Annotated in this window: 14 protein-coding genes; 9 read left to right on the top strand and 5 right to left on the bottom strand. The window is 48.1% G+C overall.

Annotation, left to right across the window (positions count from 1 at the left end; genetic code table 11):
* Complete coding sequence (gene zwf / locus J3369_RS09055) at nt 1-1,497, bottom strand: glucose-6-phosphate dehydrogenase (protein ID WP_119501086.1); 1,497 nt, start codon at nt 1,495-1,497, stop codon at nt 1-3.
* Between the two features lie 282 nt (nt 1,498-1,779).
* Between zwf and J3369_RS09050 the strand changes: the two genes are divergently transcribed.
* Together J3369_RS09050 and pyk are read left to right on the top strand one after the other, a co-directional pair.
* Entirely contained in the window at nt 1,780-2,631 is an 852-nt protein-coding gene (locus J3369_RS09050) for a MurR/RpiR family transcriptional regulator (protein WP_119501085.1), read from the top strand.
* 286 nt (nt 2,632-2,917) lie between these two features.
* Nucleotides 2,918-4,354, top strand: a complete 1,437-nt coding sequence (pyk, locus tag J3369_RS09045; RefSeq protein WP_349585921.1) for a pyruvate kinase — start codon at nt 2,918-2,920, stop codon at nt 4,352-4,354.
* 112 nt (nt 4,355-4,466) lie between these two features.
* On the opposite strand, the gene J3369_RS09040 is transcribed toward pyk, so the two are convergent.
* Nucleotides 4,467-5,018 (bottom strand): NAD(P)H nitroreductase, encoded by a 552-nt coding sequence (locus J3369_RS09040; protein ID WP_349585919.1) that lies wholly within the window; start codon nt 5,016-5,018, stop codon nt 4,467-4,469.
* A 232-nt stretch (nt 5,019-5,250) separates the two neighbouring features.
* On the opposite strand from J3369_RS09040, the gene sppA reads away from it, so the two are divergent.
* Nucleotides 5,251-7,110 carry a signal peptide peptidase SppA gene (gene sppA / locus J3369_RS09035; protein WP_349585917.1) on the top strand — a complete coding sequence of 620 codons (1,860 nt, stop codon included), beginning with the start codon at nt 5,251-5,253 and terminating at the stop codon, nt 7,108-7,110.
* A gap of 6 nt (nt 7,111-7,116) precedes the next feature.
* The gene (locus J3369_RS09030) at nt 7,117-7,629 is read left to right on the top strand and encodes a SprT family zinc-dependent metalloprotease (protein WP_349585915.1); all 513 of its coding nucleotides are present in this window, start codon (nt 7,117-7,119) and stop codon (nt 7,627-7,629) included.
* A 91-nt stretch (nt 7,630-7,720) separates the two neighbouring features.
* On the opposite strand, the gene yfbV is transcribed toward J3369_RS09030, so the two are convergent.
* Nucleotides 7,721-8,170 (bottom strand): terminus macrodomain insulation protein YfbV, encoded by a 450-nt coding sequence (gene yfbV / locus J3369_RS09025; RefSeq protein WP_119501081.1) that lies wholly within the window; start codon nt 8,168-8,170, stop codon nt 7,721-7,723.
* Nucleotides 8,171-8,443: 273 nt separating this feature from the next.
* Between yfbV and trxB the strand changes: the two genes are divergently transcribed.
* From trxB to infA, 4 genes are all read left to right on the top strand, one after another.
* Nucleotides 8,444-9,409, top strand: a complete 966-nt coding sequence (gene trxB / locus J3369_RS09020; RefSeq protein WP_303574283.1) for a thioredoxin-disulfide reductase — start codon at nt 8,444-8,446, stop codon at nt 9,407-9,409.
* Nucleotides 9,410-9,448: 39 nt separating this feature from the next.
* Nucleotides 9,449-10,198: a leucyl/phenylalanyl-tRNA--protein transferase gene (gene aat / locus J3369_RS09015; protein ID WP_349585912.1), complete on the top strand. Its 750-nt coding sequence runs from the start codon at nt 9,449-9,451 to the stop codon at nt 10,196-10,198.
* A complete protein-coding gene (locus tag J3369_RS09010) occupies nt 10,195-10,908 on the top strand; it encodes an arginyltransferase (protein WP_349585910.1) in 714 nt (237 codons plus the stop codon). The genes aat and J3369_RS09010 overlap by 4 nt, the downstream gene beginning before the upstream one ends.
* A 74-nt stretch (nt 10,909-10,982) precedes the next feature.
* Nucleotides 10,983-11,201: a translation initiation factor IF-1 gene (gene infA / locus J3369_RS09005; RefSeq protein WP_070124261.1), complete on the top strand. Its 219-nt coding sequence runs from the start codon at nt 10,983-10,985 to the stop codon at nt 11,199-11,201.
* Nucleotides 11,202-11,286: 85 nt separating this feature from the next.
* On the opposite strand, the gene clpA is transcribed toward infA, so the two are convergent.
* Both clpA and clpS read right to left on the bottom strand, forming a co-directional pair.
* A complete protein-coding gene (gene clpA, locus J3369_RS09000) occupies nt 11,287-13,563 on the bottom strand; it encodes an ATP-dependent Clp protease ATP-binding subunit ClpA (protein WP_119501078.1) in 2,277 nt (758 codons plus the stop codon).
* A gap of 24 nt (nt 13,564-13,587) precedes the next feature.
* Complete coding sequence (gene clpS, locus J3369_RS08995; protein ID WP_119501077.1) at nt 13,588-13,908, bottom strand: ATP-dependent Clp protease adapter ClpS; 321 nt, start codon at nt 13,906-13,908, stop codon at nt 13,588-13,590.
* Between the two features lie 202 nt (nt 13,909-14,110).
* On the opposite strand from clpS, the gene cspD reads away from it, so the two are divergent.
* Nucleotides 14,111-14,329 carry a cold shock domain-containing protein CspD gene (gene cspD, locus J3369_RS08990; RefSeq protein ID WP_119501076.1) on the top strand — a complete coding sequence of 73 codons (219 nt, stop codon included), beginning with the start codon at nt 14,111-14,113 and terminating at the stop codon, nt 14,327-14,329.
* Nucleotides 14,330-14,382 lie beyond the last annotated feature (53 nt).

Here is a 14,382-nt window from a genome sequence, read left to right as displayed (position 1 = left end):
TTATTTCTTCTTCCGTGTTGTTTTGCTTTCATACCAACTACGGTTAGCGCGGGCTAACAACCCGATAGAATCTACCGGTCCCCACGTACCAGCCTGATACGGCTCCGGTGGCTCATTAGTTTGCTTCCACGCTTCAAGAATTGAATCAACCCAGTTCCACGCCTGTTCAATTTCATCACGGCGAACGAACAGAGCCTGGTTGCCCAGCATCACTTCAAGTAACAGCTTTTCATAAGCATCAGGAATGCGGTCATCGCCGAATGCATCCGAGAAACTCAAGTCGAGTTTTGACTTTTGCAGGTCCATTGAACCTGAGCTGGTCAGACCCGGTACCTTATTCATTACGGTGATTTCAACACCTTCGTCAGGCTGCAGTCGGATAACCAGTTTATTAGGCGGCAGATTCTGGAAGCTGTCACCGAACAGGTTGTGTGGCTGGCGTTTGAAGTAAATCACAACTTCAGACACTTTGGTCGGCAAACGCTTACCTGTTCTTAAATAAAACGGCACGCCGGCCCAGCGCCAGTTGTCGATGTCGGCCTTGATGGCAACGAAGCTTTCAGTACGGCTGCGGGTATTGGCCCCCTCTTCTTCCAGATAGCCAGGTACTTCTTCACCCTTAACGAAACCGGACGTGTACTGACCACGAACTGTTGATTCGTTGATATTGCTCAGGTTAATCGGACGTAAGGCTTTCAGTACTTTCAGTTTTTCATCACGGATACTGTCGGCATTCAGGTTTGCCGGCGGTTCCATGGCAATCAGACTGAGAATTTGCAACAGGTGGTTCTGCACCATGTCACGCATTTGACCAGCGTCATCAAAATAGCCCCAACGGCCTTCAATCCCTACCGACTCAGCAACAGTGATCTGTACGTGGTCAATGGAGTTGTGGTCCCAGTTGGTAGCAAATATGGAGTTAGCAAAACGCAGGGCAATCAGGTTAAGAACGGTTTCTTTACCCAGATAGTGGTCAATGCGGTAGATTTGCGATTCTTTAAAGTATTCTGAAACCTGGTCATTAATGACTTTAGAAGATTCAAGATCGTGACCGATTGGTTTTTCCAGCACTACACGTACGGAGCTGTCGATAATATCGCAGCTGTGCAGACCACGGCAGATGTCACCGTAGATAGCCGGCGGAGTCGCCAGATAGCAAACCATAATGCGGTCTGCATCTACTACTGAATCAAAAACGCGGTAGCTTTCAGTATTCTTCATATCCACACAAGCATATTGCAGACGGGCTTCAAGGCGGGCCCAGGTATCTTCGCAAACTTGTTTGGAACCAAATTTTTCGATGTTGTTACGGACTTCTTTCTTGTAGTCCTCAGTGCTCAGGTCCTGACGCGCTACACCAATAATTTTGGTATCAGGGTGAATGAGCTCAGCTTTTTCCAACTGATATAAGGACGGCAATAGTTTCCGTCGTGAGAGATCCCCTAACGTGCCAAACAGCACAAAATCACAGGGTTCAAAGGAATTATCCATTACCATATTTCGTCGACCTTCTTAATGATAATCCAGATAACAGTTCGATACTGTCAGGCAACGCAGATGAACTGTCTCGTCGTTGTTAGCACATAGTTAACACCAAATGTAGTAAAATTACAACTTGAGTCATCTATGACACGTTAAAGAGGTATTTATTCGCTGAATACCCACCATTCTGTTGCTTCGATTGTCAAAAAATTACATTTTTCTTGTCACCCGAGTCACTTTGGGTAGTATAGAAAGCTGGAATGACTATAACTTTACCTTACTTTTCGCTATATCCGTATGAATATTCTTGAGAAAATTACGCAAAATAAAGCCGCTTTCAGCAAGTCTGAGCGCAAAGTTGCCGAAATAATATTGGCCAACCCGCAAACGGCAATTCATTCGAGTATAGCAACGCTCGCTAAAATGTCTGATGTCAGTGAGCCGACAGTAAACCGTTTTTGCCGCCGCCTGGACACCAAAGGCTTCCCGGATTTTAAATTACATCTGGCACAAAGCTTAGCGAATGGCACACCGTATGTTAACCGTCATGTAGATGAAAGTGACGGCCCGGGCGAATACACAAACAAAATTTTCGAAAGCACCATGGCTTCCCTCGAAGTTGCGCGGCAATCCATTGACGTCAATGTTGTTAACCGGGTTGTTGATCTGTTGACGCAGGCACAGAAAATTTCATTTTTTGGCCTCGGCGCCTCGGCCTCTGTGGCCCACGACGCGCTGAATAAGTTTTTCCGCTTCAATGTGCCCGTGGTTTACTTTGAAGATATTCTGATGCAACGCATGAGTTGCATGAACTGCACAGACGGCGATGTGGTCGTATTGATTTCCCATACCGGCAGAACCAAAAGCCTGGTCGAGATTGCCCAGATTGCCCGCAGTAACGATGCCACTGTCGTTGGTATCACCTCTGCAGACAGCCCGCTGTCACGTGAATGCAGTTACGTGTTGTCTCTGGAAGTGCCGGAAGACACTGACATGTACATGCCCATGGCAAGCCGTATTGCCCAGCTTACCTTAATTGATGTACTGGCCACCGGCTTCACCCTGCGTCGTGGCAATAAGTTCAGAGAAAATCTCAAGCGGGTCAAAGACACCCTTCGCGGTTCCCGCTTTGACAAGCGTGACTTGTAACAGTTCATTCCACCTGATTTATTGAAGACCGCTTTTACCAGCGGTCTTTTTTTAACCATTATTTCTTCTTCCTGCGTTCAGATTAGTTCACACCTCACTGGTAAGGCCAGTGAGGAAAAAAGTTCTTTGCATTCACATTTTTGTCAGATTGCTCTACTATTCTGTAATAAAATTACGTAAAAGCATTACAGCAACATAAATCGAACATTTATTCGACATTATTGTCAATGTAAGTAACGTGTGTAGAAGCCTCCCTGTTAACGACGAAGAACAAGCGACGAATCATATGACCAGAAGAACAAAGATACTTGCCACATTAGGACCAGCAACAGATACCATCGAACGCATTGAAGCCATCATCGCAGCTGGTGCAAATACAGTGCGGATGAACTTCTCTCACGGTCAGGCTGAAGATCACATTGAGCGTGCGAAGAAAGTACGTCAGGCAGCAAAGAACTTAAATAAATATGTAGCCATTCTCGGTGATTTGCAGGGCCCTAAAATTCGTGTAGCCCGGTTTAAAGAAGGCGCAGTAAATCTTGATGTGGGCGCACCTTTTACCCTTGATGCTGAAATGGCGAAAGATGACGGTGACTTGAACGCAGTAGGTATCGACTATAAAGCGCTGCCTGACGATGTAAACACCGGCGATATTCTGCTACTCGACGATGGCCGTATTCAACTGGAAGTTACTGAAGTAGCCGGTCGTAAAGTGCATACAAAAGTAACCGTAGGCGGAAAACTGTCCAACAATAAAGGCATCAACCGTCAGGGCGGTGGTCTGTCGGCCGAAGCTCTGACTGCGAAAGACAAAGAAGATATTAAAACGGCCGCTAAAATCGGCGTTGATTATCTGGCAGTGTCCTTCCCCCGTTCAGGTGCAGACCTGAACTACGCCCGCGAGCTGGCCCGCGAAGCCGGTTGTGAAGCACTAATCTGTGCCAAAGTAGAACGTGCTGAAGCCGTTGCTACCGATGAAGCCATTGACGATATTATCAGTGCATCTGACGCCGTTATGGTTGCCCGTGGTGACCTGGGTGTGGAGATCGGTGATGCAGAGCTGGTAGGTGTTCAGAAGAAACTGATTGCCCGCTCTCGTCAACTGAACAAAGTTGTCATTACTGCCACGCAAATGATGGAATCAATGATCACCAGCCCGATGCCAACCCGTGCAGAAGTGATGGACGTGGCGAACGCCGTACTGGACGGTACGGATGCAGTGATGTTATCGGCGGAAACTGCTGCCGGTAATTACCCTGTTGAAACAGTGAGAGCCATGGCACGGGTTTGTGAAGGTGCAGAAACACACCCCAGCGTTAAACTGTCCAAGCACAGAATGGATACAGTGTTCTCTACGGTCAGTGAAACAGTGGCGTTGTCTGCAGTTTATGCTGCTAATCACCTGCCAAGCATCAAAGCTATTGTTGCATTAACTGAAAGTGGTAATACGCCTAAGCTGATGTCACGTATTACCACCGGTTTACCTATCATAGCCATGTCACGTCACGAAGCCACGCTTAATGCAATGGCACTTTACCGTGGTGTGAAGCCGGTATTCTTTGATTCCCGCGACAGTGAACCGGGTCAGCTGAAACACGACACCATGGCAGCACTGAAAGCCATCGGTCTGGTGAAAGAAGGTGACAGTGTGATCATGACTTACGGCGATGAAATGGAAAAAATCGGTGCGACCAACGCGCTGAAAATTGTTCAGGTAGATTAATACTGACTCAATTTAATGTCCGTTCAACGGATACGGGAAGGCCGGCAATGTTGCCGGCCTTTTGCTTTGTGCTTATCACTGGTGCGGTCAACGCCGGTCAGGATTGAAACGATCAGCGCCAGTAAGTGAAAAACGGCGTGCTGTCCGGACGTATTACCGGCGGCGTATCGATTGCCGGTGTACCTAAATATAAAAACCCGGCTATTTCATCTTCTTCATTTAACGACAATGCCTTTCTCACCAGCTCACAATGGGCGTATGCGCCGGTCCGCCATATTCCGTTAAACCCTTGCGCCTGAGCAGCCATTAGCATGGCCATTACCGCACAGGCTGTCGACGCGACCTGCTCTACACGGGGCACTTTTTCATGCTCTTTATACGTTGTGATGGCCACAATTACCATAGGAGCACGCATCGGCAACTGCGGGGCACGTTCTATTTCTTTGGCGGATTTGTCGTTTTCAATAGCAGACTGCTCAAACACAGAACCGAGTTTTACCAGCCCCTGCCCTTCACACACAATAAAACGCCATGGCGTAAGCGCCGCATGGTCCGGCGCACGTAAAGCGGCCTGAAAAATATTTTCCAGGACATCGCCCTCCGGCGCAGGGGCTTTGAGTCTGGGTTGGGAACGACGGTTTAACAGCAGGTCAAGAGCTTCCAATTGCGGTTCTCCTTATACACATCGGGAAATACATTGATGAAAGCACAATGTATCAGCGGCGTGGTGCAGATGAAACAGCTTTTACCAAACTTATCCCTCAATGATGTATATTCACAGTAAATCAGGCCTGTAGCGCTTGTTTACCGCTATCACAATTCATTACAATTTAAGTTAGCTATCCTTCGTGGTTCCGTTACCATGAACTAAACATCCGTCTGAGGTACAAAGCAATATGGCAGCAAAAGGAAGCTGGACGAAAGCATTATTCACAGGACTATGGACAGTACTGAATTTCGCCAGAAAACTCGTATTTAATCTTATTTTTCTGGTTCTTGTTATTGGCGTCATTATTGCCATCAGTAGCAGTGAAGATCCCATCTCGGTAAAACCTGACAGTGCATTATTATTGCAGCTGAACGGTAACCTGGTCATTGAAAAAGAACAGGTCGACCCGTTTTCACAATTCATGCAGGAAGCGTTTGGTGAAGAACCGGAAAACCCGGAAGTGCTGGTACGTGATGTGGTTAAGGTACTGGATAACGCCAAACAGGACTCCCGCATAAAAGCGCTCATTCTGGATTTGTCCGGGTTACAGGGCGGCGGACTGGATAAACTCCGCACCGTAGCCGCTGCCATCGATGACTTTAAGACCGAAAAACCGGTCTACGCTATCGGCGACTACTACAGCCAGAATCAATATTACCTTGCAGCACGTGCTGATCATATTTACCTGAATCCAATGGGCGGTGTGATGTTTGAAGGTTACGGCCGCTTTGGCATGTACTTTAAAGACATGCTGGAGAAATTACGCATTACGACACATATCTTCCGTGTGGGTACGTACAAATCTGCCGTAGAGCCGTTTATCCGTAATGACATGTCTGACGCGGCAAAAGAAGCAAACAAGTTGTGGCTCGACACTTACTGGTCACAATATAAAGCTGATGTGGCTGCTGCCCGTGGTATTGATGTCAGTAACTTCGATGAAGAACTGGACGTTCTGCTGAACAAGTTTGAAGAAGCCGGTGCAGATTTCGCTAAATATGCACTGAACAACGGCTGGGTGGATGCCCTTAAAACCCGGGAAGAAGTCCGTCAGGAACTGGTTGCTTTAGTCGGAACGGATGAAAACAAACTGGGTGTCAACGTTACCCCTTTTAATACTTACCTGAAAGCCGTTAATCCGCCGTTACCCAAAATGGGTAACACGAAGGATAAAGTCGCAATTGTGGTAGCCAAAGGCGAAATCCTCGACGGTAATCAGCCCGCCGGCACAATCGGTGGGGACAGCACAGCACGCTTATTACGTCAGGCCCGTCTGGATGATACGGTGAAAGCTGTCGTTCTGCAGGTCGATTCACCGGGAGGCAGTTCATTTGCATCCGAAATTATCCGTCAGGAAGTGCTGGAACTGCAAAGCGCCGGTAAACCTGTCGTTGTGTCTATGAGCACCTATGCAGCATCCGGCGGTTACTGGATTTCTGCACCGGCAGATAAAATCATTGCTTCTCCCAGCACTATCACAGGCTCCATCGGTGTGTTTGGTATGTTCCTTACCTTCGAGGATTCACTGGAATACCTTGGCATTAACACCGACGGTGTTGCATCTACCGAAATTGCCGGTATGTCAGCACTGCGCGAGCTGGATCCCCGCTTTGGTGAAATCCTCCAGCGCAATGTGGAAAGTGCTTATCTCCAGTTCATCACCATGGTGGGTGAATCCCGCGGTATGAGCCCTGAAGCGGTTGATAAAATTGCCCAGGGCCGTGTATGGATTGGTAGTCAGGCACTGGAACTGGGTTTGGTAGACGAACTGGGCGACCTTGATGATGCCGTCGCATCCGCTGCTGAAATTGCCGGTCTGGAAACCTGGGACACCCAGTACGTAGAGCGTATCCTGTCTCCTCAGGAACAATTCTGGAAAGAGTTTTTCGGCCAGGCGCTGGTGTGGGGTGCAAAAATGCAATTCGCTGATAACGACAGTCACCTGATGAAAATGGTGAAGAACCTGTTAGCAGAAACCGGCACGGTGACCAGCCTGAATGATCCACGCGGTGTATACACCCTGTGCCTTCAGTGTAAGGTGGACTAAGTACCGGTGACACTTAATCACTCTGAAAAAGAGGCGGTGATCCGTGAGGTTCACCGCCTCTTTGCTGTTGCAGAACGTTATTTTAACCGCCCTTTCCCTTTGCCCGATGTGTCTTTCAGGCGCAGCGGTAAAAACGCCGGCACCGCCTTTTTACAGCAGAACAGGGTTAACTTTCATCCTGTATTACTGGCTGCAAACAAAGCGGCATTTTTCAGTGATGTGATCCCACATGAAGTCAGTCATCTGATAACGTGGCATACAGCAGGCAAAAGACGCAGAGTGAAACCTCACGGTCAGGAATGGCAGGCTGTCATGCAACATGTTTACGGCGTATCCCCTTCGACGACACATAATTTCGACTTATCCGTACTGGGCCTGACAACCTATAACTACCGCTGTGGCTGTCAAACCATAGAGTTGTCGGTGAGAAGGCATAATAATGTGAAAAAGGGCATGACTTATCGCTGCAGACGATGCGGGGAAAATCTGGTATTAGTTAAGAACAGCGAAGCAACGTAAGCTGACTGAAAAGATAAGAAGGCTTAAAAAAGGTTTAAAAACCTGGCAGTCAGGTGACGCAGTAACACGTCACCGGTAGCAGGAACGGGTTTCAGTTAAACCATTTTTGCGTGAAAACGCGGTCGAGTTCACTGAATGCTGTTTTCAGCGTGGCCGCCAGTTCACGATATTTAGGCTGAGAACGCATTGCCTGCAATTCACAACCTTCTGCTGCCATTTTACGGTGAACTTCCTGATACCAGCTTTTAATTTGCGGCGGCAGAGTCTGATTCGAGCGGTGTCCCAACCAGAGTAAGCCCTGTAAGGGCAGGCTGATGAAGAACAACCCAATTGCCATCGCCTGCGGCAGGTATGCACTTCCCAGCACATTTAACATCATTCCCGCGGCCACAATGGCCAGAGGCGGCATGGCTTTGATAGCCAGCTTTGTAGCACTGACGACACGGCACTCCGGAAAGAAAGCATAAAGCTCCCGTTTTACCGGCCAGGTATTCATATAGTCTTGTCCGTCACGCAGAAGCGTAATTACTGATTGTGACATGCCTGCTCTCCTGCCGGTGCTGACCCCGGTCAACGTCTGGATTTTATTTTATTAAACTACAAAAAATCCCGGATGTATTCAGCATTCTATACTAAATATGCTGCGGTTTGGTTTATTATAGCCCGGTTAACGGCTCAGGTAACATTACTGACATATATTGTAATGAAAAGTCATACTCAATTCAGGTTGAATATGCGATATTGACCCACATAAAGATACCATCATTTAAAGGCTCGTTGTCAGCGGCGATGAGTGAAAGCATTGGAGATAGAAATGGCAGAAAGCAGACACGTCCGTCTACTTATTCTGGGCTCTGGCCCGGCAGGATATTCCGCAGCAGTCTATGCGGCCAGAGCAAACCTTGAACCTGTACTGTTAACAGGTATTCAGCAGGGTGGACAGTTAACAACAACCACAGAAGTTGAAAACTGGCCGGGCGACCCTGAAGGACTGACAGGTCCTGATCTGATGGTACGCATGCAAAAACACGCAGAGAAATTCAATACAGAAATCATTTTTGACCACATCAACAAAACTGATTTCAGTAAGCGTCCGTTCACCCTTTACGGTGATTCCGGCACTTACACCTGTGATGCACTGATCATCGCAACCGGAGCTTCTGCGAAATACCTGGGTCTGGAATCTGAAGAAGCATTTAAAGGTAAAGGTGTTTCTGCCTGCGCAACCTGTGACGGATTCTTCTACCGTAACCAGAAAGTAGCGGTTGTGGGCGGCGGGAATACTGCCGTGGAAGAAGCACTGTATCTGTCAAACATCGCGTCTGAAGTTCACGTTATTCACCGTCGTGACACTTTCCGCAGTGAAAAAATTCTTGAGCAGCGTCTGCTGGACAAAGCAGAAAACGGTAACGTGGTTCTGCACCTGAATAAAACGCTGGACGAAGTGCTGGGCGATGAAATGGGCGTAACGAAAGTCCGTATTGCTGACACGCAGTCTGATGCCAAAGAAGAAATCGATGTAATGGGCCTGTTTATTGCCATTGGCCACAAGCCGAACACGGATATTTTCGAAGGTCAGCTTGAAATGAAAGACGGCTATATTGTTGTTCAGAGCGGTCTGCAGGGTAATGCCACACAAACCTCGGTGGAAGGTATTTTTGCTGCCGGTGATGTGAGCGATCATATTTACCGTCAGGCTATTACCTCAGCCGGCACCGGTTGTATGGCTGCACTGGATGCAGAAAAATTCCTCGACGGTTTCCGCCCGGAACAAGGCTGATAACTGAGGTACGGGGCAGCTTCCCTGCCCCGTGATTCCATGATTGAACTTCCTTACCTGAATGTTGATACGCCTTTTCCGCCTGTTTCAACTGCACTGAAAGAACCTGACGGCCTGCTGGCTTACGGCGCAACTCTCGACGCCCCCCGGTTATTTCAGGCTTACTCCAACGGCATTTTCCCCTGGTTCAGCGATGATGAGCCGGTACTCTGGTGGTCGCCGGATCCAAGAGCAATCATTGAGCTGAATGGCTTTCACGTATCTAAAAGTCTGAAAAAACTGGCAAAACGAAAACAGTACCGCGTCACGCTGAATGAAGATTTCTACGCGGTTATCCGTGCCTGCTCATCCATTCCCCGCTACCGGCCTGACAGTAATGAACTGTCGTCGGATACCTGGATCACCGGTGACATGATTACCGCCTACGAAAGGCTCCACCGAGCCGGCATTGCCCACTCTGTTGAAGTGTGGAATGACGACAATCAACTGGCCGGCGGCTTATACGGTGTGGCAGTAGGTGGTGTTTTTTGTGGTGAATCCATGTTCCACAAAGAACCGAATACATCCAAGCTGGCCATGCTGGCGCTGGTAAAACACATGCAAAACCATAATCTTGCATTTATTGACTGCCAGTTACCTACGGAACATTTGCAGTCCCTGGGGGCGCAAACCATTCCCAGAAGCACATTTATTGACCGCTTACGTCAACATAATGCTACAATAGACGAAGACGGCAGAATAACTGCCTCATATCGTAGTAGTTGGCAAGGTGGAAATATAACGCCATGAAGTTTGGGCTTACGCAGTCTTTCGCCTGCAGTTATTTACCGGATAAGAATGAACAGTTACTGGTGTTTGCAGAAACTGAACAGGATCTCCGCTATCGTTACGGACAGCTGATTCAGGCCGGATTCCGTCGCAGTGGCGATCAAATTTACCGGCCCCACTGCCCTACTTGCGAAGCCTGTCAGTCGGTACGTATTCCTGTGGCACAGTTTTCGCCGTCAAGAAGTCAGCGACGAGTGCTGAAGCGCAACAGTCACCTCACCACTACGCTGTCATCAACACCGAAAGACGAATACTACCCGCTTTACGAACGGTACATTAATGAGCGCCATACCGACGGCAGCATGTATCCGGCTAACAGAGACCAGTATAACAGTTTCATTTTCTGCAATTGGAATCCCCCCGTATTTATTGAAGCGCGAGACGGAGATGAGCTGGTTGCAGTGGCTGTTACCGATGACATCCGTCATTGTGACGGAACAGCTTCTTTCTCAGCGCTGTATACGTTTTTTGCTCCTGAGTTATCGTCCTCGTCAATGGGCACGTGGATGGTATTACAACAAATCGCCCATGCTAAATCCGATGCCCGCAGTTTTTTGTATCTCGGCTACCAGATAGACGAGTGCAATAAAATGAATTACAAAACGAAATTTTTGCCTCATGAACGTTTATTTGACATGAATTGGCAAAAATTCAGCTCAAATAAAGCCTGAACCCTTTACACACGGGCGTTTATTGGTTAATGTCTGCGCGGCAAAATTTTGACTTACTGAGGTAACTGCTTTTCATGGCAAAAGAAGATTCTATCGAAATGGAAGGAACCGTGGTTGACACACTTCCAAGCACACAATTCCGCGTTGAACTTGAGAACGGTCACGTTGTGACTGCACACATCTCCGGCAAAATGCGTAAGAACTATATCCGCATTCTTACTGGTGACAAGGTAACCGTAGAGATGACGCCGTACGATCTGACTAAAGGTCGCATCGTTTATCGTGCAAGATAATACTCAGTAGTCTGTAGAATCTTAAAAAAAAGCCCGGTGATATCACCGGGCTTTTTGTTTTTAAGTTGGGTTGAACGCGAAATCCTTAGTTGGATTCCGCCTCTTCATTCCGGGTTTCCGCACCGGAAAATGAGAACTCCAGTTTGTTTTCACCCAAATCAACTTTCACACTGCCACCTTTGCTCAACTCTCCGAACAACAGTTCGTTAGCCAGCTCTTTCTTCACTTCCTCTTTTATAAGGCGTGACATAGGCCGTGCGCCCATAGATTTATCGTAACCTTTCTCAGCAAGGTACGCCCTTGCTGCCGGCGTGACTTCAAAGGTAACACCTTTGGTATCCAGCTGTGCTTCCAGTTCCACCAGGAACTTATCAACCACCTGCAGAATAACGTCGGTGCCAAGGTGATTGAACCAGATAATACCGTCAAGACGGTTACGGAACTCAGGGGTGAACACCTTGTTGATTTCCGACATGGCATCATGACTGTGATCCTGTTGCTGGAAGCCGATAGATTTACGTACGGTTTCCTGCACACCGGCATTGGTTGTCATGACCAGTACCACATTACGGAAATCAACCTTACGGCCGTTGTTATCCGTCAGCGTACCGTGATCCATGACCTGCAGCAGAATATTGTAAATATCACTGTGGGCTTTTTCGATTTCATCCAGCAGCACTACCGAATACGGGTTTTTAATGACTGCATCGGTAAGCAGACCGCCCTGATCGAAACCGACATATCCCGGAGGCGCACCGATTAAACGGCTTACCGCGTGGCGCTCCATATATTCCGACATATCGAAACGGATAAGCTCCACACCCATGATTTTTGCCAGTTGCTGTGTGACTTCCGTCTTACCTACACCGGTAGGACCGGCGAACAGGAAACTACCGATAGGCTTCTCTTCACTGCCCAGACCGGCACGGGATAAGTGAATCGCGTCTGTCAGCGTCTCAATGGCTTTGTCCTGACCAAATACCACCATTTTCAGGTCACGGCCAAGATGTTTCAGCGCCTGACGGTCGGAGGCAGACACGGACTTCTCAGGGATCCGGGCCATCTTAGCGATGATTTGCTCGATATCAGCCACATTGATGGTTTTCTTACGGCGGGACACCGGCAGCAAACGCTGGCTGGCCCCTGCTTCGTCCATGACGTCAATGGCTTTGTCCGGCAAATGGCGTTCGTTGATGTACTTGGCAGACAGCTCTGCAGCAGCCTGAAGTGCTTTCTGGGTAAAACGAACGCTATGGTGCTCTTCGTAACGGGACTTCAGACCCAGCAGGATCTTGGTCGTATCGCTCACTGAGGGCTCGACCACGTCGACTTTCTGGAAGCGACGGGCAAGTGCCCTGTCTTTTTCAAAAATGCCCTGGTATTCCTGATAGGTGGTAGAACCGATGCAACGTAATTCACCGGAACTCAGTTTTGGCTTCAGCAAATTAGACGCATCCATCACACCACCGGATGCCGCACCGGCACCGATGATCGTATGGATTTCATCAATAAATAAAATGGCGTTTTCGTCTTTGCTGAGTTCTTTGAGAATAGCTTTTAACCGTTTCTCAAAGTCACCGCGATACTTGGTACCGGCCAGCAAGCCGCCTAAGTCCAGAGAATACACCGTACTGTCGGCAATCACGTCCGGCACGTCATCGTTAACGATGCGGTAAGCTAAACCTTCCGCAATAGCCGTTTTACCGACACCGGCTTCACCCACCAGCAGCGGGTTGTTTTTACGGCGACGACACAGAATTTGAATTGTACGCTCAACTTCCGCATCACGTCCGATTAACGGGTCAATCTTACCGTCCTTCGCCTGACGGTTCAGATCAGTAGAATATTTGCTCAGTGCAGAACCTGACTCTTCGCCCTCAGCAGTCTCTTCCTGACTTTCAGCACCGGCAGGACTTTCGTCTTCATTTTTACTGACACCGTGACTGATGTAATTCACCACATCAAGACGGGTGACGTCAGCACGTTTAAGAATATAAACCGCCTGAGATTCCTGCTCGGAGAAAATAGCCACCAGCACGTTCGCACCGGTTACCTCGTCTTTGCCTGATGATTGCACATGAAAAACCGCGCGCTGAAGTACACGCTGGAAACCTAAAGTTGGCTGCGTCTCACGGTCATTTGCCTGCTCATCCATAATGAGTGGCGTGGTATCTTTAACAAACTCGATAAGTTCGCTTTTGATTTGCTCGATATTGGCACCACACGCTTTAAGTGCGTCCCGGGCGGCAGAATTATCCATCAGCGCCAGCAACAGATGCTCTACCGTCATGAATTCGTGACGATGTTCTCTGGCAAACACGAAAGCTTCGTTCAGCGTTTGCTCTAACTCTTTATTCAACATATCGCTCGCCCTCTGTTAATAGACCTATGCCTGTTCCATAGTGCACATAAGCGGGTGTTGATGCTTACGCGCATACTGATTGACCTGCATCACTTTGGTTTCTGCAATCTCTGCAGTAAATATGCCACACACAGCACGTCCCTGATAATGTACGGTGAGCATAGTCTGATTGGCCTTCTCAGCATCCATATTAAAAAAATGCATGAGTACTTCGACCACGAAGTCCATCGGCGTGTAATCGTCGTTGTTCAACAACACTTTATACATTGGCGGCGGCTGCGTCTTTTGTCGCTCCGCAAGCCTCTCTTTTTCTCTGTCTATACTGATCGCGTTGTCTTTACTCATAGTACAATAATAGTGCCTTAGCGCAGATTAGCCGATTTTTTTGTAAATAAATAATCTTTAATTTACGCTTGACATTCAATGGTTAAAATATCTACAGTTTTAACTATGGCCATGCGAGTGACGCGCATAGCCATCGTGCTCCTCATATTTCTATTGTGGGGGCATAGTATTATGAGTTCAAGGATTAAGAGGAAGTCGATGTATGGCGGTTGGTAAAGTTAAATGGTTTAACAATGCTAAAGGATTTGGATTTATCGTTCCTGAGGACGGCGGAGAGGACATTTTTGCCCACTACTCCACCATTCAGATGGATGGATACCGTTCTCTCAAGGCAGGCCAGGAAGTAACGTTTGATGTACAGCAGGGTCCTAAGGGCCTTCACGCAGAAAACATTGGTGTTGTCGAAGAACCTGAACGTTAAAATTCAAAAAAGCATCTCAAAGGGCTTTTTACTGCGATTCGGCAGTCGGTAGA

The sequence above is a fragment of the Alteromonas sp. NFXS44 genome (genome assembly GCF_040148705.1).
Lineage (GTDB): Bacteria > Pseudomonadota > Gammaproteobacteria > Enterobacterales > Alteromonadaceae > Alteromonas.
Note: the sequence above shows the minus strand (reverse complement) of the source record. Positions and strands in the feature narration are given on the sequence as shown.

Excerpts from the sequence above, each read along its gene's own strand:
- clpA (WP_119501078.1), bottom strand. The coding sequence starts at position 13,563 with ATGTTGAATAAAGAGTTAGAGCAAACGCTGAACGAAGCTTTCGTGTTT.
- trxB (WP_303574283.1), top strand. The coding sequence starts at position 8,444 with ATGGCAGAAAGCAGACACGTCCGTCTACTTATTCTGGGCTCTGGCCCG.
- yfbV (WP_119501081.1), bottom strand. The coding sequence starts at position 8,170 with ATGTCACAATCAGTAATTACGCTTCTGCGTGACGGACAAGACTATATG.
- J3369_RS09050 (WP_119501085.1), top strand. The coding sequence starts at position 1,780 with ATGAATATTCTTGAGAAAATTACGCAAAATAAAGCCGCTTTCAGCAAG.
- infA (WP_070124261.1), top strand. The coding sequence starts at position 10,983 with ATGGCAAAAGAAGATTCTATCGAAATGGAAGGAACCGTGGTTGACACA.
- aat (WP_349585912.1), top strand. The coding sequence starts at position 9,449 with ATGATTGAACTTCCTTACCTGAATGTTGATACGCCTTTTCCGCCTGTT.
- pyk (WP_349585921.1), top strand. The coding sequence starts at position 2,918 with ATGACCAGAAGAACAAAGATACTTGCCACATTAGGACCAGCAACAGAT.
- J3369_RS09010 (WP_349585910.1), top strand. The coding sequence starts at position 10,195 with ATGAAGTTTGGGCTTACGCAGTCTTTCGCCTGCAGTTATTTACCGGAT.
- cspD (WP_119501076.1), top strand. The coding sequence starts at position 14,111 with ATGGCGGTTGGTAAAGTTAAATGGTTTAACAATGCTAAAGGATTTGGA.
- zwf (WP_119501086.1), bottom strand. The coding sequence starts at position 1,497 with ATGGTAATGGATAATTCCTTTGAACCCTGTGATTTTGTGCTGTTTGGC.
- clpS (WP_119501077.1), bottom strand. The coding sequence starts at position 13,908 with ATGAGTAAAGACAACGCGATCAGTATAGACAGAGAAAAAGAGAGGCTT.
- sppA (WP_349585917.1), top strand. The coding sequence starts at position 5,251 with ATGGCAGCAAAAGGAAGCTGGACGAAAGCATTATTCACAGGACTATGG.